The sequence below is a fragment of the Pelotomaculum propionicicum genome, assembly GCF_004369225.1.
GTDB lineage: Bacteria > Bacillota > Desulfotomaculia > Desulfotomaculales > Pelotomaculaceae > Pelotomaculum_B > Pelotomaculum_B propionicicum.
On the sequence record NZ_QFFZ01000015.1, the window covers coordinates 1 to 22,937 of the forward strand.

The 22,937-nt window shown below is 47.3% G+C and carries 24 protein-coding genes and 1 riboswitch; of the genes, 11 read left to right on the forward strand and 13 right to left on the reverse strand.

The genetic code is table 11. The features are described 5' to 3' along the window. Positions 1-324: 324 nt before the first annotated feature. From Pmgp_RS08375 to Pmgp_RS08405, 6 genes are all read left to right on the forward strand, one after another. On the forward strand, positions 325-972 hold the full coding sequence (locus tag Pmgp_RS08375) for a carboxypeptidase-like regulatory domain-containing protein (RefSeq protein WP_134213542.1): 648 nt from the start codon (positions 325-327) through the stop codon (positions 970-972). Between the two features lie 666 nt (positions 973-1,638). Beyond that, a complete protein-coding gene (locus Pmgp_RS08380) occupies positions 1,639-2,472 on the forward strand; it encodes a hypothetical protein (protein ID WP_134213543.1) in 834 nt (277 codons plus the stop codon). A 193-nt stretch (positions 2,473-2,665) separates the two neighbouring features. After that, positions 2,666-3,106: a PH domain-containing protein gene (locus tag Pmgp_RS08385; RefSeq protein WP_134213544.1), complete on the forward strand. Its 441-nt coding sequence runs from the start codon at positions 2,666-2,668 to the stop codon at positions 3,104-3,106. Positions 3,107-3,114: 8 nt separating this feature from the next. Then, a complete protein-coding gene (locus tag Pmgp_RS08390; protein WP_134213545.1) occupies positions 3,115-3,552 on the forward strand; it encodes a hypothetical protein in 438 nt (145 codons plus the stop codon). Positions 3,553-4,333: 781 nt separating this feature from the next. Next, positions 4,334-4,576, forward strand: coding sequence for an AbrB/MazE/SpoVT family DNA-binding domain-containing protein (locus tag Pmgp_RS08400; RefSeq protein WP_134213547.1), 243 nt, complete (start codon positions 4,334-4,336; stop codon positions 4,574-4,576). Further along, a complete protein-coding gene (locus Pmgp_RS08405) occupies positions 4,576-4,944 on the forward strand; it encodes a type II toxin-antitoxin system PemK/MazF family toxin (RefSeq protein WP_134213548.1) in 369 nt (122 codons plus the stop codon). The genes Pmgp_RS08400 and Pmgp_RS08405 overlap by 1 nt, the downstream gene beginning before the upstream one ends. 45 nt (positions 4,945-4,989) lie before the next feature. Here Pmgp_RS08405 and Pmgp_RS20570 read toward each other — a convergent pair whose 3' ends face one another. The 6 genes from Pmgp_RS20570 to Pmgp_RS08430 form a co-directional block, all read right to left on the reverse strand. Further along, positions 4,990-5,112, reverse strand: a complete 123-nt coding sequence (locus Pmgp_RS20570; protein ID WP_282432893.1) for a hypothetical protein — start codon at positions 5,110-5,112, stop codon at positions 4,990-4,992. 500 nt (positions 5,113-5,612) lie between these two features. Continuing rightward, positions 5,613-5,966: a type II toxin-antitoxin system HicB family antitoxin gene (locus tag Pmgp_RS08410; protein ID WP_134213549.1), complete on the reverse strand. Its 354-nt coding sequence runs from the start codon at positions 5,964-5,966 to the stop codon at positions 5,613-5,615. Between the two features lie 28 nt (positions 5,967-5,994). After that, positions 5,995-6,219: a type II toxin-antitoxin system HicA family toxin gene (locus Pmgp_RS08415; RefSeq protein WP_134213550.1), complete on the reverse strand. Its 225-nt coding sequence runs from the start codon at positions 6,217-6,219 to the stop codon at positions 5,995-5,997. Positions 6,220-6,578: 359 nt separating this feature from the next. Then, on the reverse strand, positions 6,579-7,589 hold the full coding sequence (gene amrS / locus Pmgp_RS08420) for an AmmeMemoRadiSam system radical SAM enzyme (protein WP_134213551.1): 1,011 nt from the start codon (positions 7,587-7,589) through the stop codon (positions 6,579-6,581). Positions 7,590-7,703: 114 nt separating this feature from the next. Continuing rightward, a complete protein-coding gene (gene amrA / locus Pmgp_RS08425; protein WP_134213552.1) occupies positions 7,704-9,104 on the reverse strand; it encodes an AmmeMemoRadiSam system protein A in 1,401 nt (466 codons plus the stop codon). Between the two features lie 100 nt (positions 9,105-9,204). After that, positions 9,205-9,903 carry a LysE family transporter gene (locus Pmgp_RS08430; RefSeq protein ID WP_134213553.1) on the reverse strand — a complete coding sequence of 233 codons (699 nt, stop codon included), beginning with the start codon at positions 9,901-9,903 and terminating at the stop codon, positions 9,205-9,207. 117 nt (positions 9,904-10,020) lie between these two features. Here Pmgp_RS08430 and fliK point away from each other — a divergent pair, with 117 nt between their 5' ends. The 3 genes from fliK to Pmgp_RS20845 all read left to right on the forward strand — a co-directional run bounded on the left by fliK (position 10,021) and on the right by Pmgp_RS20845 (position 11,198). Next, on the forward strand, positions 10,021-10,617 hold the full coding sequence (fliK, locus tag Pmgp_RS08435) for a flagellar hook-length control protein FliK (RefSeq protein WP_134213554.1): 597 nt from the start codon (positions 10,021-10,023) through the stop codon (positions 10,615-10,617). Between the two features lie 9 nt (positions 10,618-10,626). Further along, complete coding sequence (locus tag Pmgp_RS08440) at positions 10,627-10,896, forward strand: EscU/YscU/HrcU family type III secretion system export apparatus switch protein (RefSeq protein ID WP_134213555.1); 270 nt, start codon at positions 10,627-10,629, stop codon at positions 10,894-10,896. 62 nt (positions 10,897-10,958) lie between these two features. After that, on the forward strand, positions 10,959-11,198 hold the full coding sequence (locus Pmgp_RS20845) for a four helix bundle protein (RefSeq protein WP_205077986.1): 240 nt from the start codon (positions 10,959-10,961) through the stop codon (positions 11,196-11,198). A 21-nt stretch (positions 11,199-11,219) separates the two neighbouring features. Here Pmgp_RS20845 and Pmgp_RS08450 read toward each other — a convergent pair whose 3' ends face one another. The 7 genes from Pmgp_RS08450 to Pmgp_RS08480 form a co-directional block, all read right to left on the reverse strand. After that, complete coding sequence (locus Pmgp_RS08450) at positions 11,220-13,001, reverse strand: methyl-accepting chemotaxis protein (RefSeq protein WP_134213556.1); 1,782 nt, start codon at positions 12,999-13,001, stop codon at positions 11,220-11,222. 317 nt (positions 13,002-13,318) lie between these two features. Continuing rightward, a complete protein-coding gene (locus Pmgp_RS08455) occupies positions 13,319-14,023 on the reverse strand; it encodes an ABC transporter ATP-binding protein (protein ID WP_134213557.1) in 705 nt (234 codons plus the stop codon). After that, a complete protein-coding gene (locus Pmgp_RS08460) occupies positions 14,016-14,735 on the reverse strand; it encodes an ABC transporter ATP-binding protein (RefSeq protein ID WP_134213558.1) in 720 nt (239 codons plus the stop codon). Before Pmgp_RS08460 ends, Pmgp_RS08455 begins: the two co-directional genes overlap by 8 nt. Next, positions 14,736-15,629: a branched-chain amino acid ABC transporter permease gene (locus tag Pmgp_RS08465; RefSeq protein WP_243119779.1), complete on the reverse strand. Its 894-nt coding sequence runs from the start codon at positions 15,627-15,629 to the stop codon at positions 14,736-14,738. A 68-nt stretch (positions 15,630-15,697) separates the two neighbouring features. Further along, complete coding sequence (locus Pmgp_RS08470; protein WP_134213559.1) at positions 15,698-16,570, reverse strand: branched-chain amino acid ABC transporter permease; 873 nt, start codon at positions 16,568-16,570, stop codon at positions 15,698-15,700. Positions 16,571-16,679: 109 nt separating this feature from the next. After that, a complete protein-coding gene (locus Pmgp_RS08475; RefSeq protein WP_134213560.1) occupies positions 16,680-17,906 on the reverse strand; it encodes an ABC transporter substrate-binding protein in 1,227 nt (408 codons plus the stop codon). 605 nt (positions 17,907-18,511) lie between these two features. Further along, entirely contained in the window at positions 18,512-19,876 is a 1,365-nt protein-coding gene (locus tag Pmgp_RS08480; RefSeq protein ID WP_134213561.1) for a TrkH family potassium uptake protein, read from the reverse strand. Between the two features lie 129 nt (positions 19,877-20,005). Next, positions 20,006-20,240, reverse strand: a riboswitch (cyclic di-AMP (ydaO/yuaA leader). A gap of 377 nt (positions 20,241-20,617) precedes the next feature. Here Pmgp_RS08480 and Pmgp_RS08485 point away from each other — a divergent pair. Next, complete coding sequence (locus Pmgp_RS08485; protein ID WP_134213562.1) at positions 20,618-21,556, forward strand: ABC transporter substrate-binding protein; 939 nt, start codon at positions 20,618-20,620, stop codon at positions 21,554-21,556. A gap of 100 nt (positions 21,557-21,656) precedes the next feature. After that, a complete protein-coding gene (locus Pmgp_RS08490; RefSeq protein WP_205077988.1) occupies positions 21,657-22,928 on the forward strand; it encodes a FecCD family ABC transporter permease in 1,272 nt (423 codons plus the stop codon). Positions 22,929-22,937: the final 9 nt, after the last annotated feature.

The window sequence follows — 22,937 nt, forward strand, 5'->3', positions numbered from 1 at the left end:
GAATAGCCAACCCTGCTGATTACCTCTGCCCCGCAGTTGGGACAAAACGTGTCGCTGGCACCCGGCAGCTGGGCGTTGCCGATATAAACGTAGGAGAGTTTCTTTCGGGCTATTTCCCTGGCCTGGGTGGGTTTTCCCATAATTTGGGGACATACCTCGTCCCCAGAGATAGGCTACTAATAGAGATGTGTCCCCATTCCTCGACATTATTTGTCGACATTCCAAGGACGCCTGTTTACCGGGCGTCTTTTATTTTTTTAGCAGTATTTTTTGTTTTTTGGGCAAAAGTAATTAAAAGAATATAAAAAGCGGGGGGCTTTCGGGGTGGCTGAACAGGAACCTTCTATCGGCAAAATTGAAAAGGAAATTGACTGGTCAAGTTCAATCGGGGTGCCTATGCCAGTTTCTGAAGTTGAGGTTTACCAGCGGGTGGAGAAGATCGAGCCGTCTCTTTTAGAAAACGGTGTCCTGAGAATACAAGCGTTAATAAAACTCTTTGCCCTGACTGCAAGCAGTGTTGATGAAAAACATGTGTTTAACCCGGCCAAAGTTTTTACCAATGAAGTCGAGATTAACTCTTTTATCAACCTTAACGCGAAGATTAGCCGGGAAGACATATTGTCCATCGACCACCAGGCCGCCGTGAAAAATTATGCCATCAGGCCCGGTCACATCATTATCAGCGGGACAATGAAGTTAAACATAAATTATATCCTTCACCTGGTCCTGGACGGCACGGTAACAGACTTTGTCAACAACTCCCCGATCAACGGCGCCACTATTAATGTGAGAGCTATTGAAAGCGGTGAGATAAAAGCTACTACCAACACCGGGAGCAACGGCAGGTATTTTTTCAACAAGCTGCCGCCGGGCATCTACCAGATCGAGGCTAACACCGATACCCATATGCCCGATCAAAAAATCAGCGTGATTAAAACAAAGGACACAGTAAATTTTGTGCTGCACCAGTAGGGAAATAAGAGATAATTGGATGATTCTAGAAAAGGGCCATCAGAAATTTGCGCGTAAAAAACTCCATTATCATATATTAATTGATTGGTGAGCCTTAACAATTGCGAAGTAATTTCGTTTTGTCTTGCTTCCTAAAGCCATCCCCCTATCAGCACCCCATACTATCAACCCCATTAAATTAAATATTTGGAGAGTTTGGTAGGAATATCTATATTTTTGCAGAAATTCTTTAGTAAAGCCTAAGCATAGTACTTGTTAATGCAGCCGGGCCTGCCGGAAAAGAAGACATAATTTTATTTAGCCGAATATGAGCTCCTCCCGGTGCCGGGACGGGCTTTGTTTTTTTGTTTTTTTGATCCTTCCGTGATTAAAGATGCAAATGACCCTTTCATACACCAAAAGGACCCTTTCACGCAGACATGGCAGGAAGGGAAGTCCGTAAAAACTATCAACTTTTCGAAGCGGCAGCCAAAAGAAGTGTAATAGGGCTACAGATCATACTCCAGTATAGAATAGCTACTTTGCTTTTGGTTTTATCTTCACTGGTACTACCCCAATTAATACAAAAACTTCAGCATCACGGATTAAGATTAGCAAAAACAATACCAATAATTAGTTATTAAGTGAAAAATACAGAGTTATGCAAAACAAGGAGGAATGGTGTTTATGTCAAAAAAAATCAGTAATCACTTACAGGTGATGCTAGTAATTGTATTATCTATAGCATTACTAGCAACGCCAGCTATGGCAGGTTACGCTTCAGCAAAGGTTTTGTCGGAAAAATTTGAGGATATTGGCTCAGGTTGTGCTCCTTGTACTGAAGTAGCTAATATGATACAAGTTGACCCCAATTTGAAGTTCATATTTAATGGAAAAGATTTAAAAGACTCAAAACTTAGTGATGGTAAAATTGTTACTGAAAAGGAATTTACCGGAAGAGAGCTTGCTTACATTACAGAAACTGCCTTAGCTGATAAGCAAGTTAATGCCCTGTATCAGAATTTGGTTGAGCGTGGTTTTGTATTAGCAAAAGAAAATGTAATAGCTACAAAAATTACAGCTGAGTTCAATAATAGTGAGCTTGGTGAACTCGAGAAGATTGATAATACAATAGTGAATCTACATCTAGTTAAGAACGACACGAATGAGACAGCAATTATTAGCTTTGTATCAAATAAATTTGGCACAGGAGCGGCAGCTCTTGCAAAAAATAATGATAATTCCAAGAATCTTTTGTTCTATGATAGTAAGGCGGATAAAATAGTAGCATCCTCAAGTTTAAACTGTTGGGTTTGCCAACAAATAGTTACTTTAGTTAAGAACTGGCCTCAAGGTGTTAGCTGTTTGATAATGTGTGGTAGTCTTTGCTTGGTATTTGTTGAGTATCCACCTGCGATGGCTGCGTGTAATATCATATGCAACCCCGTATGCCGTTACGTTACCAAAAACCCAAACACTAATGCATATGAAGCCTGCCTAAATTTAGGTTATTGCCCGTAAGTATTTATAATAATGAATCTTTTTAAAAACATATTATGGATGAACAACAGTTTATATGATGGGGAGGCATTTTCACAAAGCGAGTATATAATATATAATAATATTAAAGGCGCGGATAAAAACGTCCGCGCTATCCTCTGTATAAACTAGAACTGTTGATTCTTAAATAATTGCTTTTGGGGAGGAATAAAGTTTGGTTCATAGTTTTAAAATAGCTCCTCTAGACAGGACTGGAAAATTTATGTCCAACCCTTTAATACTTGTGTTGACAATATGTAGCATAGGGTTTATCTTGTTAATTCCTTTTTTATTTTCGCCGCGTGGTTACATGATATCGACAGAAGGAATTGTTATTCTCTTAAGAACATACAAAAAATCTATTCCTAAGACCCAAATCAGATCTATTGAAATAGTTGAATACACACAGCCCGGAGTTGGGTTGACGTGGGTTACAGGTTTGTTCGGTTATGCCGGTCTTTTTGCTTTGAAAGATGGCAGTACAGCACAAGTTTACGCCACGCGTTGGGACCGTATGGTACGTGTCAACATCATAAGTGGAGACCCCTATCTTCTTTCACCGGCAGAACCAGAGACCTTTTTAGAAACTGCAAAAAAAATAATTTTAGAGAGGTAGATTTAAAAATGGTAATAAAAGAATTCTTAAGGGAAATTATTACAAAAGGGTATTTTAATAAAACAGTTCTCCTTTTTTCACTACTCAATGCTTTACTACTTTGCTATCTGGGATGGGAGAAAAACACAGGGTGTTCTCTATGTCATCGAGTACCCTTTCTGCCTGTAACAGACGTTACTTTAGCAGTAACAGGGGTAATTGCATCTTTAGCTTTAGCTATCATGATAGTATTTGCCAATCGAGTAAAACTATTGAACTGCGCGGCTTTTCTTTTAGCTTTTATTACTGCCAGTTTTAGCTTTTTTCTATTAACGAGTCAGGTGCTTATAAACAAGGCGCTTTGCTACCCTTGTCTGTTATCATCGATAATTTTTTATATTATCTTTTTTGTATTGTTTTACGATCTTGTTATTAAATCGGTATGGAGTAAACACTTATCCCGCTGAAAACGTGTAATTATGAGCTTAAGCGAACTTACCATCCTATGGCGTAATGTGCTCTACTTCCTTGAAAGCATGGGTCGAGTAGAAGAGAGCCTCACGGCTCGGCGTCCTCACGCCCTACTGAGGCATCCGGCTCCTCACAACACCCATTCACAGAGGTGGTGTCAAGGGGACGGGGTTATTGACAACATTCTGATTCCAGGTAAACTTGAATTGGAGGATATGGGGAAGCAAGGGGACGTTCTTTTTGCTTCCCTTTTTGCTTCCCAGTTTTCACCACTTTCCCTTATCCAACCATATAGATGCTTTACAGGCTGCTCTTGCCCTTGAAGCCGCAGGCAGGCAAAATAGATATTGGGATATGTATAACCTCCTAAACCCCCATGCCCATGAGGGCACAATCTATAATGAAAATGGGGTTATATCATAAGGATTTTCACAGCCGCATTCATTTCGGCGGGTTATATCCTGACCGCACCTTCTGAGGCAATGGAAATTGTTGACAATTTTTTTATGGTCTGTGCCGTAGTAAGACATCGGGTGCCCTCCAGGACAAAAGGGTGTGCCCTCATCGGTGTAATCCGAAGAAGTGTTCTTATGGCCACGGTGGTTAAGCTTGATGATTGCCTGACCGCCCTGGTCAAGTGCCTGGTTGTAGATGGGGGCAAGTAGGGACGGTTCTTGCCTTGGCAGGTAAAATATGTAAATAGTACCGTGTGCTTAGTGAATAAAAGCATTGACGCATGTAGATACTATGTATATACTTATATTAGAGGTGACGCACATGTATACTACCATTCAAAAATGGGGAAACAGTCAGGCGGTACGTTTGCCAAAAGGATTATTAGAGGATGCCGCCATGCGTGAGAACGACAGGGTGGAAATAAAAGTAGAAAACGGGTGCATCATTATTAGTCGTATAAATAAAAAACACAAAACGATAGAAGAACGCTTGGCTGATTATAATGGTGATTATAGAAGCACAGAGTGGGATACAGGTAACCCGCGGGGAAAAGAGGTGTGGTAATGGCCTCCTATACACCCGCACAGGGAGATATCATAACTCTTGAATTCGACCCACAGGCAGGACATGAACAAAAAGGCAGGCGTCCGGCGTTGGTGGTCAGTAATAACACTTTTAACAGCTTTACAAAAATTGCGGTTGTGTGTCCGATAACAAACACCAACCGCGGGTTTCCATTGCATGTACCTCTTGATGAAAGAACTGCCACCACAGGCGTGATAATGTGCGAGCAGGTAAAGGCATTGGATGTACTCGCCAGGAATGCAAGGTATAAGGAAAAAGCTCCGGCAGACATTCTTGAAGAGGCGGTTGATATATTGTTTGGGTTTTTTGAAAATGACAACAAGGACAGGAATTATCGAAATACTTGACGGGAGGAAGCCTCCATTGTTCTTTCTCCCGAAAGAGGCTGTCGCCTATATAATTCGGACAAAGCTAAAGACATGGCTGGCAACCGCGTAAGCGGCTTGGCCTTGACCGCCGTGGTAAAATTCCCAGGCGGGGACGGGCGAGATAACAATGATACCGTCTGCCATCACCCTCGCCCGTCCCCCATACATCTTAATCCATGGCGAGTCAAGACTTGCTGGCCAGGTCGCGGTAATAAAGCAACCAGTGATGGAATTAGAGTTGTTTTGTCCCAGATGGATATTTTTAAATTCTATGTAAACAAGAGAATAAGGGAGTAAACTCTAAAATTAGGGGTTTGAACGGCTTTACTTTTAATATGGGTGATACTACCACATATAACGGGTTTTTTAACTAGAAATAGGATTTACCGCGAGACCGACGTTATAGCGGTTGATTTTCATTTCCTGCGTCGTCACCTGCCCGGTGATCTCAGCGGTAAAAATATTATTACAAGCTCAAAACATACCCATCTAAAAGGCGGGATCAAAAAATCTCTGGCCTAAACATAGTGTCTGTCAATGCAGCCGGGCTTGCCGGAAAATAAAAGATATAATTTACGTTAAAAGGGTCTAACGACACAACTAAAACGTCCCCATGTGTCTACAAAACGTCCCCATGTGTCTATCCATTACCGGCTTAATTTATAGACCAGATATTGGTTAAGCGATATCCCTTCCTTTTGGGCCTCGATTGCTAGGCGTCTATGGAGGGATTTTGGAACCCTTACTATGAATTTTCCGCTGTAATTATCGTCATTTACCGGTTCCGGAATGTGGTCTCCGTGCTCAAGTTTGACGGACAGCCATCCTTTCATGGCTTCGCGAAGGTTCCTGCTGGCCTCTTCAAAGCTGTCTCCATGGCTCTGGCAGCCGTCCAGTTCCAGCACTTGGCCGTAATAATAATTGCCGCTTTCGTCGGAGAGCGAACGTATTAAAAAATTGTATGGTAAATTCATGTAGTAATCGACGCTCTTTTTTTCCATCGTTCCACAGGGGTTTTCGGCGATAAGATTATTTTCCGATCCTTCTGAGCACATCCCTGACATATGCAACTTTCACTGGCTGGCTCTTTTTAATCGTAACAACATCGCCGTTTTTATTGCGGAAATGGTGATGAGAACCGTCCGACCTCACTTCAATGTATCCGAAATAATTTAAAACCTTTGATATTTCTTCAAACCGTATGCCATGAGGTTGACGATTCATTTTTTCAACAATTTTTTCTACCCCTGCCATGTCACCCCCTCCCTTATATATAAGATACCAAATATAGTATCATTGTCAAGGGGGCTTTGTAGATTCATCCCCTTCTCTTTGCCGGCTTATCCCGGCGCTTTCGAACCGTCCCCTTCTTCCTTGTTGTAGACCTTTTACTTTCGGGCAGCCTTGCTCTTTCACGTTCCAATGCGGACCTTTCCAGTTTGGCCAGCCCTGCGTTCCCTTCCCGTTCGGAGGTTCCCAGTGCGGCGCCTTGGGAGGCTTTACCTGCGCCGGCCAGCAGTTTTTCGTGCGGGACGAGGGGACAGGTTCCTTGTCCCTAGAAAGTTGCAGAGGTATCAGGTAAGGGTTACCCTTGAGAATTCTTATTTCAGATTTTACTCAAAAATCTTCCCGACAAACTTGATCTCTGTGCCGCATTCGCTGCAGTTCCTGCCGGCCAGACCTACCCCGCGGGCTGAATAGCCAACCCTGCTGATTACCTCAGCCCCGCAGTTGGGACAAAACGTGTCACTGGCCCCCGGCAGCTGGGCGTTGCCGATATAAACGTAAGAAAGCTTTTTCTGAGCTATTTCCCTGGCCTGGGTGAGTTTTTCCAGAGGCGTGGCCGGCAGGGTAAGCTTGTACATGGGGAAGTAGCGTGAAAAATGCAGCGGGATATCCCGGTCCAAGGCAGCAACCCAGTCGGTAAGCCTCTCGATTTCGTCCGGCGAGTCGTTCAAACCGGGTACCAGGAGAGTGGTCAGTTCAACATGACATTCCCGGCAGGCTGTTTCAACCGTGCGCAGCACCGGCGCGAGACTGCCCTTGCAGTACTTTTTATAATAGTCTTCCGTGAAACCCTTTAGGTCTATATTCATGGCGTCAATAAAGGGGAGGATTTCGCGCAGGGGCGCCTCATTGACAGAGCCGTTGGTAACCAGGACATTTTTCAGGCCAGCTTCTTTAACCAGGCGGGCGGTGTCCAATACAAACTCGTACCACATAAAGGGTTCATTATAAGTGTAGGCAATACCTATATTGGGATAGCCCATGTCGATATAATCGCGCGCGTTCTCAACCAGCTGTTTGGGAGTAATATCAGTCATAGAAGGATCACCATGAGCAATCTGCCAGTTTTGGCAAAACTCGCAGCCAAAATTACAGCCTACAGTGCCGACGGAAAAGATATAAAAACCCGGGTAAAAATGATACAAAGGTTTTTTCTCAATCGGATCGAGGCCGAAGGACGACGCCCGGCCATAGTTTGCCGCCACAAGAGTGCCCCGCCGGTTTTGCCTGAAACGGCAGATCCCGGCTTTCCCTTCCCTGATCACGCACAGATGCGGGCACAGAGCACAGGCGACAGTATCTTTCTCCTTCTTTTCATAATACAAGGCTTCGCGCATTATTATCACCTCATACTTTAAGAATAGAGGAGTCAGTAGTCAGAATTCAGAATCCCGTCAACTTTTTTATTCTGTCTCCTGAATTCTGAATTCTGAATTCTGTCTTCTGTTTTACTATTTGTATCTTGTCACTTCAAACCGCTCCATCCTTACCGGTTCGTCTGGTCCGATGCCGGCTTTCTGGCGGGCAATCTCAACCTGCTCCACTGCCGAATTGATTCCTTCCAAATTAGGCAATAGCAGCCCGCTTTTCCTGCCGGAGCGGACGATGACCCCGTATTTTTTAGGATCAAGCTCATCTATATCATCTATTGGCTCGGGTGGCTGAAGCACATCCACGGAGTATTCCAGATCGCTCAATTCTTCCCGGCGCACCGGCTGGAACCGCGGGTCATGGATGCCGGCGTTGATGGCGTTGGCTGTTACTTCATCAACTATACTCGCTTTGGTTGGCTCAATGGTCCCTATGCAGCCGCGCAGGCTGCCGTTTTTCTTGATTGATACGAATACACCAGCCCTGCCCCTGAATTCTTCAGGCACCTCAGCTGTATCCGGAGGCGGCGACCCGCTGACGTGGCTTTCCAGAGTGGCGCGGGCAAGCTTGACCAGGTAGCTTTCCCTGGCCTGCCGCTGTGCCGCCTTTTCTTTCTTTTCAGCTTGTATTTTCTTAAACAAAGAGCGTTCCGGGTTTGCTCCAAGCGGCTGAAAAGAGGCTGTCAGGTAGCCCACACCGAAAGGGCCCTCGTAGGAAAGGACCTCTACCTTGACATCAAGCCCGTCCATAGCTCCCAGCATCATGATAATAGACCTGTAGCCGCACTCACCGGCCTGCTCGACCAGGTCCCGGTCCAACGTAACCACCCCATCAACATCAAAATCCGCTAACAGGCTTGCTAACTTCCTGTCAAACTCCTGGCCTCTCGGCAGGTAGCCGCCGGGCGCGTCATGGGTCAGCCCATGCGAGAGATCGCCGCTGGCAATTAGGGCTACCTTGCGGCCAAGTCTTTGCGCCGCCTGGCGCACAGCGAGGCCAAACAGGTAAAGTTTTTCAGGCGGCGCCACCGCCATAGAAACATGCACCAGAGGCAGTTTCACCCCGGCCTTGTGCAGGAAGTACCAAGGAACAACCACCCCGTGATCAAGACGAAGGCTGATACCGTAAAGGTCCTCCTCTTTAGCAGTCAGAGCCACGGCCATAATTCCCAAACCATTGGCCTGCGCACGGATATCCCGCGCCAGCTCAAGGTCGTTATCCAGCATGAACCTGACATGCCCGGCTCTGAAATTTCCAAGGTCGCCCATTAGCTCCGGTGCGAAATTGATGCCTACCATATCCCGGAAAACTGAAGCATGAGGTGAAATAATGACGATTGTCTCGGCACCGCTCTTTTTGATCAGCCTGCCTATCTCCAGCATAGCGTCCTGAGTGGCCGAGACCTTAGCTGCCTCATCGCCGCCCACTTCCGGCACAGCTATCGGAGGATGAGGGCAAATTCCACAAAATACTACAGTCATATTGTCTCACACTCCTAAAAACATTATTTGTTAGTTCAAGTATACCCTGGTTTTTTAGGTTAGCCGTTAATTCAGCCAGACATGCAAAAAATACTCGTTTTCAAGTAAAAATCCCGTAATAAATGAAGCCGCCGCCGAGTACTAAAAGAAAAATACCGCATGCTGCCAGAATGCCCCGGTAAATCTTGTCGCTTAAGAACTTAATACCGCCTGCCACTGCCGCCGAGACCAGGCTGTACCAGACCAGGTCCGCCAGAATGTGGCCGCTGAAAAACAGGGAAAGGCCCAAAACCCCTTTTTGCATAGACAAGGTAATATATCCCAGGCCGATTGTAGCCCACCACAATAACCAGTAAGGGTTGGAAACGCTAAACAAGATGCCTGCCAGAACCGGGTACAAGCTGTTAAGGCCGCTTGCCTGGCTAACATGTTTTACAGCAGCGTTATCTTGTGAGACAGGAGAACCGTCCCCTTGTCTCACCTGGCTGACTGCTTTTAGTGAAACCTTCCCGGTATAAGCATCCCTGGCTATACCCCAGCCCATATAAATTAAAAAAGCGCCGCCCAGCACAGCTATGGTATGGGACACAGAGGTTTTTGTCAAAAAGGCCGAAAGGCCGGCGGCCAGGGCCAGGATCAGGGCAAACTCAAGAGTCGCGTGTCCGAGTATAAGCAGCGGGCCGGCAAGAAAGCCCCGGCGGGCGCTTTCATTTATGGTTACAGTAAGCAGCGGGCCGGGCATCATCGCCCCTGAAAAGGCGACCACAAACGCAGATGTGAATATTGCAATAACTTCCAATTTATTACCACCTCCAGTATTCTCCAAGTTTCTTTCTTTTCATTAAAAATCCTGCTTTGAGAAAAAATCCTTTTAACACTCTTTACAAAAGGCAGATTAAGTACGATATTTTATTATATGAACATCTATGGAATAACAGCCATCCTGCAGGAATTGGCTTACCAGAGCAACAGCTTAACATCTCCCGCCGCCAGGACAGAAGCCACTGCGCCTGTGCATGACGTGACTATGGCGGCTCAAAAGGTGGTTGAGGCCGAAGGTTTAAACCTGGCGGCCGGACAGCCTGTGCAGGTAGAAGCGCAGCAAACTTCACCGCAGCCTCTTCCTGTTCCTGTCTTTCTTCCCCTTCCTCTGCGTTCGGATATTTTCCCGGAGGCCCGCTTTTTTGTGCGTCCGGAGGATGAAAAACCAGAGGCGAAAGCCGCGGAACATGATCAAATCATGGATATTTTTATCTGCCTGATCACGGAGACAATGGGACGCGTATGGGTGGGCCTTTTCTGCAGGAAGGAATACCTGTCGGTCAAGTGCTTTACTGATCAGGAAAGTACCAATAAATTATTGAGACAGAATTTCACCCCTTTAAGAGAAAGTTTAAAAGAGATTGGGTTTAAAGAGGTATCCTTAACCAGTCAGGCCAGGTTGGAACTCGGCGCCGTAGTGGAAGGATTGCTTCCTAAATTTGAGAGCCACCTTCTCGACCATAAGGTATGAGGTGAGGTCATGAAAGAAGACCTGAGAAAAGAATTTGCCACCGCACTGCGCTATGAGCCAGGCAAGGACAAGGCCCCTGTTGTAGTTGCGGCCGGACGGGGACTTCAGGCAAAACAGATTAAGGAAATAGCCGAAAAGGCGGGAGTTCCAATATATCAGGATCAAGCTCTGGCCAAAACCTTGTATGACCTGGGTATCGGCGTGGAAATACCACCCCACTTGTACGAAGCTATTGCCAAGATCATTGTTCACGTGGCGAGACTGGATAAGAAAGCTTAATTACAGAATACAGGAGTCAGGAGTCATAATGAAAAAACCAGCCAAGAACCTTCAGGATTTAATTGTCTGGCAAAAAGCTATCTATCCCCGCTAACATTGCTGAAGGCTTCAAAAAGAAAGGAAAAGCGGACAAAGCCCGCTTTTTTAACATAGCCCAGGGTTCCCTAGAAGAATGCCGGTATTATCTGATTTTATCAAGTGACCTAAACTACTGTAATTCCTCTCAATTAATACAACAGCTCGAAGAAATCAGCAAACTACTAGAATCTTATGCAAATTCCATCCTAAATCCAAACTCCTGAATTCTTTTAAATTCTTGTCTTTTATCCTTTCTCCTGAATTCTGAATTCTGAATTCTGTCTCCTATTAAATTTCAGTGCCGAAACGGCTTCCTGCATCTCGCTGACCACTTCGTCCAGGGTCTCCGCGGCAGCGGTGAACCTGTCAACCAGCGCTGTCTGATCAACAGTTGCTTTATTAACGCTGTTAATACCGTCAGTAACCTGCTGCGAGTATGCTATTATTTCCCTGACCAGGACGATCAGGTCTTTTAAGTCCGCGACCAGTGATTTGACAAACTGGGAAGCCTCGCTGGCGGCGCTGTATCCTTCCGAAACCACCTGCTGGTCCTTCTCCAGGCTGAGCGAAGCCTGACGGGCGTGCTGCAGCGCTTTTTCGAACAGGCTGTATATCCCTTTGGTAGCATTGGCGGCATCCTGAGAGCGTTTTTGGATTTCCGCGGCCAGTGCCGAAAAATTGCTTTCTTCTTTCGCGTCAGGCCCGGGCTCCTTAATAGTGGCTTGGGGCGCCGGTACTTTGCCCTCCTTGGATGTCGACATTTCCGTAACAGCTTTCTGGGCCAAAAGGTTGGCCTGGTCCGCTATCAGCGCTATAAACTGGATGATGTCACCGATCTTTTCCAGGTGAGATTCCAGTTCCTTGACCGACTCGCTGGTGCGCAGCATAGCGACACTGCTCGATTTCATCTGCTTCAGGAATTTTTCTGATGTTTCTTCAGCCCTGGTAAGGCTTGCCACTGTCTTTTCAGATACTTCGATTACAGCCTCGGAGCCCTTTTCCATCTTTTTCACTGTTTCCGAAAGCTGGTTCATTTTTGCCGCTGTGGTGTTTGAAGTTTCCGCTGCCTTGCGGATGCTTTCCTGCAGTTCACTGGTGTAATCGGCGACAGTATCGGCGGAGCGGTTGGTCCTTTCAACCAGACTTCTGAGTTTGTCCACCATGTTGCCGAAAGAGCGAATCAGGTTGCCAAGCTCGTCTTTTGAGGTGGTTTCCAGATTAATACCTGTAAAATCACCTTCGGCGATACGGTCGGCTTCAATCTCCAGTCTTTTTACAGTGCCGGTAATCCGGTTGGAAATGTAGATAATGACAAATAGCAGGGCGATGGTCAGAGCGGCTACTCCTCCAATAATCTGATTCCTGGCCACGGCTATTTGCCTGTTAGTTTCATCAATGGAAAAGCCGACTCTGAAAGCCCCCCAGTGGCGCCCGTTAACATATATGGGCGACGATATGTCCCACATGATCTCCCCGGTGTCGCCCCTCTGGTAAACCTGCAGCAGGTAGGGCTCTACGTTGAGTGACGCAGCCAGGCCAACGGTGTCGTTGAAAATCCGCTTGGAGCGCGCGGGGTTGTCCCCTATGCCGCCGGGCAGAAAAACCCCGCTCTTGGGATATACGTTATTGTGAGTAGGTACATAGCCGTTTATATCCTGAGTTACCGCGTAGATAACCACCTTGTCATTGAGAAAGGTATCCTGCACACTGCTCAGATTGGTGTCTGTAAAAGAATCAAACGCAGTGTGGTATTTGGGAGGTTCGACATTGGGGATACGCTGGTAGTTCGTGTCAAATACCTGTTCATCCGTCAGGGTACCGTTTTTGATGGAGTCGGTCAGTATTTTCCCGGAGGCGGCGGCGCCCGTCTGAGCGAGAATAATACCCCTGCCCAGCAATGCGTTGCGCAATGTCTCGGACTGCCGGTACAAGTCATACGCTAAAAAGCCGATAAGTAAAGGCAGCATTACACTGATAATGATAATGCCATTCTTAAGTTTCAAAGATCTCGGCTTAAAAAGTTCCATCACAGTCCCCCCTCTGGTATGGTCTTGCTGGAACGCCTGAATTATCCGGTCTTTGCAGCTGACTTTATCTCCAAAACCATGGATTTCTTGCGCTAATAATATAATAGCAGAAAAAAGAGCTTTTTATATAAATAGTAGTATTTTCAAAAAAATATTGTGCGAAATGAATTCGCACTTACGAATTGAGAAGTGAGACATGAGAAGTAAGAAGTGAGGGATAGACTCAAGGGTTAAAAAAGACCTGAGAGAAATACCCGGATACTCACGACTCACGACCCACGACTAAAATGTCCCACGTCTCATTTCCCACAACCCATTTATATACCAAGGTACGCTTCTTTGATGTGCTCGTTATTCAGGAGTTCCTGGCCGGTGCCTTGAATAAATACTTTACCGTTCTCCAAAACATAGGCCCGGTGGCACATGTTCAGGGTCTGCACCACATTCTGCTCAACCTGCAGCACAGTGACACCCTCGTTGTTGATATCCCTTATATTTTCAAAGATCTGTTTGACCAGAACCGGCGCCAGGCCCAGGGACGGCTCGTCCAGAATAAGCAGCTTGGGCAGCGCCATCAGTCCCCTGCCCAGAGCCAACATCTGCTGCTGGCCGCCGCTCAGGGTGCCTGCTTCTTTATGCTGCTTTTCCTCCAGGATGGGAAAGTGCTCAAACACTTTTTTCATGGTTTCCTTACGTTTTGACTTTGCTTCGGGAAACAGCGAACCCATTTCCAGATTCTCCCGGACGGTCATTTCCGGGAAAAGCCGCCTGCCTTCAGGCACGTGAATAATTCCCAATTCCGCTACTTTATAGCCGGGTATTTGGGTTATATCTTTACCCATAAACTCGATGCTGCCCTTGCCAACCTTGAGCAGGCCGGAAATGGCGTTAAGCGTGGTTGTTTTGCCGGCCCCGTTGGCGCCGAGGATGGCGACAAACTCCCCTTCTTTCACCTCAAAAGAAACATCCCACAGCACCTGAACGTCTTTATAGGATACATTAATATCTTTTACCTTAAGCATAAGCATCTCCTAAATATGCTTTAATTACCTCAGGAGTATTGGCAACTTCCTGCGGTTTTCCCATGGCAATTTCTTTGCCGAAGTTGATCGCCAGGATCCGGTCGGAAATACCCATCATTACTTTCATGATGTGTTCAATAATGATGATGGTCACACCGGTGTCACGGATACGCCTGATCAGCGCTATGGCTGCTTCAGACTCTTTGGGGTTAAGCCCGGCGCAGGTTTCATCCAGCAGCAGCAATTCCGGTTCCGTGGCCAGCGCCCTGGCAATTTCCAGCCTTTTGCGCAGCGGAATGGGCAGTCCTTTGGCCTCCCGGTCGGTATACTTGCCAAGGTTGCAGAACTCGATTATCTCTTCCGCCTTGTGCCTGGCCTTGCTGATGCTGCCTGTGCGCAAGAAGGCGCCGGCCATAACATTTTCAATGACGGTCATGCGTCTTAGAGGCTTGACCACCTGAAAAGTCCGGCCGATCCCTATTTTACAAATGTCATGCGCGGGCAGCGTATCGATCCTTTTACCTTTAAAATATATCTCGCCCGAAGTAAGCGGGAAAAAGCGGCTGATCATGTTGAAAACAGTGGTCTTCCCGGACCCGTTGGGTCCGATGACACCAAATATTTCCCCCTGCTCAACGGTAAAACTTAAATTTGAGACCGCGGTCAGGCCGCCAAACTTTTTAGTGATTGCCTTTGCTTCAAAAAAACTCATCTACACACCCCCGGACAAGCTTGCTTTTTTGCGCTGAGTTAAACGTTTCAGTAAATCCAGCTCACCTGCGATACCATTGGGCAGGAACATGATAATAAGACATACCAGGATACCAAAGATAAGCACGTTGGCCGAACCGAGCGTGGTGCGGAAATACTCACCCAGGAAAATGTAGATGGCCGCGCCGATAGTCGGGCCCCAGGTAGTGGCGACACCACCGAGCATGACCACCAGGATTACCATAACAGAAACGTTAGTCAGGTTGAACACAATGTTCGGATCGATAAAAGCCACGTAATTCATATAAAAGGCTCCTGCCAGGCCGGTAAAGAAGGCGCTCGGCAGCAGCGCCAGGTTCTTGTATAAAGTTGTGGGTATGCCCAGGGAAGTGGCAGCGTCCTGGTCTTCCCTGATGGAAACCAGGTAGTAGCCGATCTTTGAGTTCACGATCAGGTAGGTTGCCAGCAGGGTCAGGGCGAGCATGCCCAACCCGGTGTAATAGTAAAACATTTTATTAGTAATGGCCGGCATAATCAGAATACCCTTGGCGCCATTGGTAAAGTCCGTGAGATTCAAAAAAACCAGCCTGAAGATTTCACCCAGAGCCAGCATGGCCAGGGCAAAATAAGGGCCCCTCAAACGGAAACAAATCATCCCGATGGGCAGGGCGGCCAGCGCGGCTACCAGCGGGCCCAGGAGTATGCCCCACCAGGGGGAAAGGGCGCAGTGCAAAGTTAAAAGACCCGCCGAGTAAGCGCCCAGTCCAAAGAAAGCGGCGTGACCGAATGAGACTTGACCCGCGTATCCGCCTAAAAGGTTCCACGATGTGCCGATGATGGCCCAGATGATAATCAAAATTAATATGTGCAGTTGATATGGGGCCTTAATAACCACTGGAATTAATACAGCTAATATTATAAAAGCAATTGTCAATAAAAACTTTTTATTTAACATGTTCATTCTCACCTCTTAACTAAACTCCTGAAACCACCGGGCAGGAACAAGAGCACAAGTATAAATATAACTAGGCCCACTACATCTTTATAACCCATGTTTATATAAGTGGCGCCCAATGATTCCGAGAGCCCCAGGATCAGCCCGCCAACCGCGGCGCCCATGGTGCTGCCCATGCCGCCCAAAATTGTAATGATAAAGGATTTGGCGGTAAACAGGTGGCCAACATCGGGAAAAAGGTAAAACAGCGGCAGCAGCAGCGACCCGCCGGCAGCGGCCAGGGCGGCGCCTATGCCAAATGTGATCATGGTGATTTTTGAGGAGTTTATGCCCATATACACTGCGGCGTCCCGGTCCTGGGAAGTGGCCCTGATCGACTTGCCGATATCTGTTTTGGTTAGGAACAGGTGGAGCAGCAAAGTAAAGACCATGGCAATAAAGAAACCGATTAACAAAGGCACGCTGATCGACATGGCTCCCAGGAAGACCGTATCGGAGGAATAGCTGGTGGTAACTGAGCGGTAATCAGACTTGAACATCAGCCTGGCCGCCTCGGTTAATACCAGCATGATGCCGACCGTGAGCAGCACCTGGTTTTCCGGCAGGATGGAATCTACTTCAACCAGCCGGTTAATCATGTATTTTTGAATAAGGCAGCCCAGTAAAAACAGAACCGGCATCGCTATGAACATGCCGATATAGGGATCTATGCCATAATTTTTGGAACAAACGTAGGTTACATACATTCCTACCATCACCAGAGCGCCGTGCGCCAGGTTGATGATTTTCATGACACCCATGATCAAGGTCATACCTATAGCAATTAAAGCATACATCCCCCCCAGCAGCAGGCCGCAAATAATTGTCTGTCCTAACAACATCTCAAATGTACCCCCTAAGTTCTAGCAAAAAGTTCTTTCTTTTATCCGGTGCAAACGGAAGGAGCCTGCGCTCCTCCCGTTCTGCACACTATATTCTTGTCAGCGGGACTTACCTCTCACTCCACTTGGGGGCGGGGTAAACATAACTGGCGGATTTTACGTCTTCAGGCCAGATAACTTCCAATTTCCCTTTTTGCCATTGTACTACGTAGGTGTTGGGCCTGTCCTGGTTGGTGTAGCCATCCCAGTCCTCAAACTTGATCGGCCCCATGATAGTCATCATATCGGTTTGCTTCAGCGCCTGCTGGATCCCGGTGTTGGTCATGTCTTTGGCCCTGCCGAGTGCATCGGCAATGATGTACATGGTAGCGTAGGCCTGCGCTCCGTGGTAATCCGGCTCTTTCCCGTATTTTTGCTTGTACTTGTTGAAGTAGTCAGCCGCGCCAGGCCATGTCACGTTGGGAACCCACAAAGCTGTGGAAGCGACATAATCCGTAGCCGCACCGGCATTTTCATAGAACTCGGGCATGGTGTAGCCGGCGCCGTTGCCGACAAATAGCTTGGTGTTGAAATCAAGCTCTTTCATCTGCTTGACAATCATGGAAGCGTCCATGACGTAGGAAGTCGCGAAAATCATATCAGGGTTGGTGCTTCTCATATTGGCCAGCATCGGTTTGAAGTCGATGGCGCCGTGCTCGTAGGCCTGGTCAAAAGCTATTTTTATGCCTCTCTTATTGCATTCTTCCCTGAAGCCTTTAGCCCCCGAAGTGCCAAAGTCAGTATTTTCATAAATGATAGCGACGCTTTGCGGCTTCACAACCTTCTCGAGCATATCCCAGAAGGATATGGTATACTTGCTGGCGGGAGCGGCAGAGCCTCTAAATACATACTGCCAGCCTTTTTTGGTGATGTCATCGGAAGAGCCCGTTACCACCAGGAACGGTGTGTTCAGCGTCTGGGCTGAACCGGCGATAACGTTGGTGCAGGCGCTGCTGTAGCCGCCGCTGAGCATGTTAACCTTGTCCTGGTTTACCAGCTTTTCAGTAGCGGATTTCGCCACATCCTGCTTGCCCTGGTCGTCTTCATACATGAGCTTGATCTCTTTGCCGCCCACAGTCGTTTTGCCGGCAGCTTTCAATTCCTCATAGGCCAGTTCAAAAGAGTTCTTTTCCATTTCCCCGAACATGGCTTCACTGCCTGTTAAGGGTAGTATTATACCTACTTTAACCGTGTCTTTTCCACCACTGCTGCTGCCGCCGCCGCAGCCGCCGGCAAGCAATCCTACTAAAGCGACAACCAATAATACAGCTATGATTTGCCACCTGAATTTTTTCACTTAAATCCCCCTTACACTAAGTAGTTGACCGAATAACCCATTCGTGCTATGTAACCCTCTAAATGTCTTTCCGCCCAAACTTTTAACCCCTAAGAACAGTTACACTAGTCCAGTTAAAGAGAGATCATTAGCCATAAGTTTTACGTAATTTAACGCTGCTCCAACCACCTCCCTGGCCAGTTTTTACAATTGGTGTGGTAGACACACATTATTAATTAACCTTTTTGATAACCTATCGATTAATTCTGTTCTTCTCAGGCATTGTTAGGCAGTATTATTATAACACAATAAGTATCAGGTCCAGCTATAAATTTTCACAATTTTCTATGTATTTTGAATACATGAATACACGGATACAAGCATACAGGAATACCGGGATACATGAATACATGAATACATGAATACATGAATACATGAATACGTGAATACCTGAATACAATAATACATGAATACAGTATAACAATTGATTCGTTTTAGTGGGTTGCCGGTTAAACAGCTGGAATCAAAAAGCCGGGGCACATATTGCTCCAGCTTTCCGATAGAACTTTATATTATAAAACCGTATTGGGTGTGGTTTTTCTAAGCTTGGCTTTGAAAATCTTCGCCTAACCAACCAAAATTTTTTCTTCCGGATAGCGAAGGTGTGATTTTAATTTTGACCTGGATAAAGCGAAGGCTAAAGTTAAGGGGCCTACCCTGCCCAGGAACATGGTGATTATTATTAAAATCCTGCCCATGGAAGTAAGTTTTGGCGTAACTCCCATGGAAAGGCCCACCGTGCCGAAGGCGGAGGTTGTTTCAAACAGCAGTGTCAGGAAATCGGCTTTTTCAGTAATAGAAAGCAGCAGGGTTACAACTACAACTAATAAAGAGGCTATGAACATAATCGCCAGTGATTTGAACACTAAATCCTGCCCAACCCGGCGCTCGAACACTTCAGCCTCCGCTTTGCCTTTGATCATGGACCAGACGGAAATAACCAGGGCGCCGAAAGTGGTGGTCTTGATGCCGCCGCCCGTGGAACCTGGCGAGGCGCCAATAAACATTAAAATAACTATAAAGAACTGGGTGGCTGAATGAAGCGCCCCTATGTCAAGGGTATTGTAACCCGCCGTCCTGGGTGTAACAGCCTGGAAGTAAGAAGCCAGCACCTTGCCCAGAGGGTTAAGATTTTGTAATGTGTTGTCATATTCAAGTAGAAAGATAATTACCGTGCCGCAAAAAATCAGCAGTCCCGTAACAGTAAGAACCATTTTGGTGTGCAGTGAAAGATGTCCCCGTTCTTTTAACCGCCTGACCAAATCCATTATTACACTGAACCCTATACCGCCGATGATGATCAGCGTCGTTATGCATAGTGTTACTATGGCGTCCCCGTTGTAATCGGTCAGACTCTTGAAGTTGCCAAACAAATCAAAGCCGGCGTTATTGAATGAGGACACTGAATGAAATAGGCCAAACCACATTCCCTTGCGCCAGCCCAGTTCAACCGACCAGCGGAGCGCCAGGATCACTGCAAAACTTATTTCAACGGCAAAAGTAAATAGCAAAACATACCTTGCCAGCCGCACGATACCGGCCAGGTTGGTCTGGTTCAATGATTCCTGGATCATGAGGCGCTGTTTTAATCCAATACGGCGCCCCAGCACTAAATATAGAAATGTGGCCATGGTCATAAAACCCAGGCCGCCTACCTGGATTAAGGCCAAGATTACGATATGCCCGAAAGTAGTCCAGTGAGTCCCTGTGTCAACCACTACCAGGCCGGTTACACAAACAGCGGAAGTGGCTGTAAAAAGAGATGTCAGGAAACTGACCTCTCTGTCAGGCTGGACTGAAACCGGCAGTGTCAGTAAAACAGCCCCGAACAATATGATAGCGGCGAACCCGATCACCAGGGTTTGGGCGGGGGTGGTCCGTACCGTAAACCTTTTTTGATCGCCGTTGCCGGTTAGTTTTCGCTCACTCAAGTTAAATAACCCCAAGTTTGTTGTCCTCTTTTCATTACGACTTATGTTATGATAACCCAAAAAACATAAACCCAGGCATGCAAAATAAAGCACCCGGGTTTTTGGCAGATCAAATAAGCATTAATCAAATCATCCTTCTTTCAACGCTTACGAGGTTAGCTGACGGATTCGGGCCGAAAGAATTAACCCTACAAATCGGTAGTAGGTTGTGGGTTGTCGGTTGTCAGATTCTTTTGGAAATCGTCTTAGACGATTTCCTTCTTAAGTTCTGACTACTGACTACTGACTACTGACTACTGAAATGATTCACCCCGGTAATTGGGTCCCCCGCTTCTTCTGGTGAAGAATTAAGCGATTTTTTCAATGAATATATTATAAATCCGCTGTCAAAAAAAGCAAGTGTTTTTTGATTTGCTATTATGGTATTTATGTATAGTTCGGCAGGATTTTGCCGCATTAAAGCGAATAAAGCCTTAAACCAGCCTGCTTCACCCCGTATTCTAAGCCGGGGTTTTTGATTTATTTCGTACATGGGATGGTTCTGGAACTGGTGGAGCAAATTTTCCTATAACGGGCTGGTCTTAATGGAAGATGCATGTGCTGATCAATTCGTTAGAGGAATGATGGTACACAGTCTAAGGAACGGGGACACACCTCTAAGGAACGGGGACACACCTCTATTATAGGCATTCCTTTTAGGATGAGGAATGTCCCCGAGGGAAGGGGTAAGGGATTTTTAGTATGAGAAAATTTTATGCTGCTGCGCTGTTAACAGTTACTTTTGTTATGTTTCTTACTTTCCTGCTGCAGGGATGCGCCAAAACGACAAAGGTTGCGAGCGGGCCTGGTTTTCCCATGCAGATTACAGATGACCTGGGCAGGCAGGTAACCATAAAAGAGGCGCCGCAACGGATTGTTTCCCTGGCGCCGGCAATAACAGAGACCCTCTTTGCCCTGGGCCTGGGTGATAAGGTTGTGGGAGTAACCAATTACTGCGACTACCCGGCCGAGGCTAAAACAAAAGCAAAAGTCGGCGGTTTTTCCACCCCGAGCGCGGAATTGGTGGTAGCGGCCAAGCCGGACCTGGTACTGGCTCCAAAAATCAATGAAAACTACGTGCCCCAGTTGGAGCAAGCCGGGCTGACCGTGGTCACCATTGAATCTCTCAACCTGCCGCAGGTGCTGGAGAATATACGGCTGATCGGGCAAGTTACCGGGGCGTCTGAAGCGGCAAACAGTTTAACAGCCGATATGCAACAACGTATTGAAGAAATTACCACCAAGGTCGGCGGCCTTACCGACGAACAAAAACCTGCCGTTTATTTTGAAATATGGCCGGACCCCCTTACCACAGGCGGCTCAAAAAGTTTTGTCAACAGCCTTATTACTATGGCTGGGGGTAAAAACATCGCGGGCGACGTGGAACAGGACTGGGTGAACCTGAGCCCGGAAATGGTACTGGCACGGGACCCCAAGGTGGCTATTTTATGCCATCATGGTTCATCCCAGCAAACAGTGGAGGAGTTTAAATCCCGCAAAGGTTGGGAGCAGGTTTCCGCCATTAAGAACAACCGCGTCGGACTGGTCAGTGACGAGAACACGGTGGTCCGCACCGGCCCGCGTGTGGTAGAGGGTTTTGAGTATATGGCCAGATTGATTCACCCGGAACTTATAAAATAATCTACAAAAAGGGATAACACTAAGTCCATGGTGTTGAAACAAGCTGCTCCATTGCGTAGCGTCGTAAGTGAACTCAGCGAAGCTGAGGTTGCGAAATTGGATGAGCGAACAAGGATGTTCGCGAAAGCCTGAACTGAGCCAGGACGGCGAATTGAAGGCGGTCCAATTTCGCCCGAAGCAAGCTGTTAGTTCACTCGACGCGGAGCAGAGGAGCCAAGCGGGTTTCAACACCATGGACGACTCTGTCAACAACCTGTGTGCGAATGAATTCGCACCTACAAAAATCAGTTATGGACATGTTTACTGGAGGTTTTTGGTGAATAGCTATGATGAACGGGTTTGGCGGTGGAGGGCGTTAATCTTCATACTGCTGGCTGTGCTGGGACTGACCGTGCTTTTATGCGCCACTATCGGCCCGGCGCGCATTGGCTTTGGCGAAGTCTTAACCATGCTGTTGCGCCGCCTGCCATGGGCCGGGAGTTTGATCCCGCGCGGTGACTGGCCTGACAACTATGAAACAATCGTCCTGCAGATGAGGCTGTCGCGGGTAATTCTGGCGGCGCTGGTCGGCGCCGGCTTAGCCGCCTCCGGCGTGGTGCTGCAGGGTCTCCTCCTGAACCCGATGGCCGACCCGTATATACTGGGTATTTCCCAGGGCGCCGCCCTTGGCGCCACGGCAGCCATGCTTTCCGGCATAAGTATGCAGGTACTGGGAATTTACGCGGTACCCCTGGTTGCCTTTGCAGCCGGACTGGGCACTTCGATTATGGTATACAATCTGGCCAGAGTGGGCCATAAGGTGCAAATGTCGACATTGCTTTTGGCCGGGATAGCTGTTGGGCTGTTTCTTTCCGCCATAACCTCATACGCCATGATTACCAGCGGCCAAAACGTTCACCAGATCCTGTTCTGGATGATTGGCGGGTTCGCGGGGCGCGGCTGGGACCACGTAAAAGTTTTATTGCCGTATATTTTCATCGGTTATACCCTGATGCACCTCTCAGCCCGCAAACTGAACGTAATCCTGCTGGGAGAAGAACCGGCGCAACACCTGGGCATTGATGTGGAAAAAATGAAGAAAGTTTTGCTGGTTGCCGCCACCTTGACTACCGCATCAGCTGTTGCTGTCAGCGGTGTTATTGCTTTTGTCGGCCTGATCGTACCCCATGCCGTGCGCCTGATGGTCGGACCCGACCACCGTGTCCTTCTGCCCACGGCAGCTCTTACCGGCGCTATTTTTCTGATTATGGCCGATGCCCTGGCCCGTGTCGCCGCGGCCCCTGAAGAAATACCAGTGGGTATCATTACAGCCTTATGCGGCGGCCCCTTTTTTATCTACCTGTTGAGAAAAAAGAACGACCCGGGCTTTTAAGCAGCAATT

Coding starts and splice junctions, on each gene's coding strand:
- Pmgp_RS08415 (WP_134213550.1), bottom strand. CDS start 6,219: ATGGCAGGGGTAGAAAAAATTGTTGAAAAAATGAATCGTCAACCTCAT.
- amrS (WP_134213551.1), bottom strand. CDS start 7,589: ATGCGCGAAGCCTTGTATTATGAAAAGAAGGAGAAAGATACTGTCGCC.
- Pmgp_RS08440 (WP_134213555.1), top strand. CDS start 10,627: ATGAAAGAAGACCTGAGAAAAGAATTTGCCACCGCACTGCGCTATGAG.
- amrA (WP_134213552.1), bottom strand. CDS start 9,104: ATGACTGTAGTATTTTGTGGAATTTGCCCTCATCCTCCGATAGCTGTG.
- Pmgp_RS08485 (WP_134213562.1), top strand. CDS start 20,618: ATGAGAAAATTTTATGCTGCTGCGCTGTTAACAGTTACTTTTGTTATG.
- Pmgp_RS08450 (WP_134213556.1), bottom strand. CDS start 13,001: ATGGAACTTTTTAAGCCGAGATCTTTGAAACTTAAGAATGGCATTATC.
- Pmgp_RS08490 (WP_205077988.1), top strand. CDS start 21,657: ATGAGCGAACAAGGATGTTCGCGAAAGCCTGAACTGAGCCAGGACGGC.
- Pmgp_RS08405 (WP_134213548.1), top strand. CDS start 4,576: ATGGCCTCCTATACACCCGCACAGGGAGATATCATAACTCTTGAATTC.
- Pmgp_RS08390 (WP_134213545.1), top strand. CDS start 3,115: ATGGTAATAAAAGAATTCTTAAGGGAAATTATTACAAAAGGGTATTTT.
- Pmgp_RS08380 (WP_134213543.1), top strand. CDS start 1,639: ATGTCAAAAAAAATCAGTAATCACTTACAGGTGATGCTAGTAATTGTA.
- Pmgp_RS08470 (WP_134213559.1), bottom strand. CDS start 16,570: ATGTTGTTAGGACAGACAATTATTTGCGGCCTGCTGCTGGGGGGGATG.
- fliK (WP_134213554.1), top strand. CDS start 10,021: ATGAACATCTATGGAATAACAGCCATCCTGCAGGAATTGGCTTACCAG.
- Pmgp_RS08455 (WP_134213557.1), bottom strand. CDS start 14,023: ATGCTTAAGGTAAAAGATATTAATGTATCCTATAAAGACGTTCAGGTG.
- Pmgp_RS08460 (WP_134213558.1), bottom strand. CDS start 14,735: ATGAGTTTTTTTGAAGCAAAGGCAATCACTAAAAAGTTTGGCGGCCTG.
- Pmgp_RS08400 (WP_134213547.1), top strand. CDS start 4,334: ATGTATACTACCATTCAAAAATGGGGAAACAGTCAGGCGGTACGTTTG.
- Pmgp_RS08410 (WP_134213549.1), bottom strand. CDS start 5,966: ATGGAAAAAAAGAGCGTCGATTACTACATGAATTTACCATACAATTTT.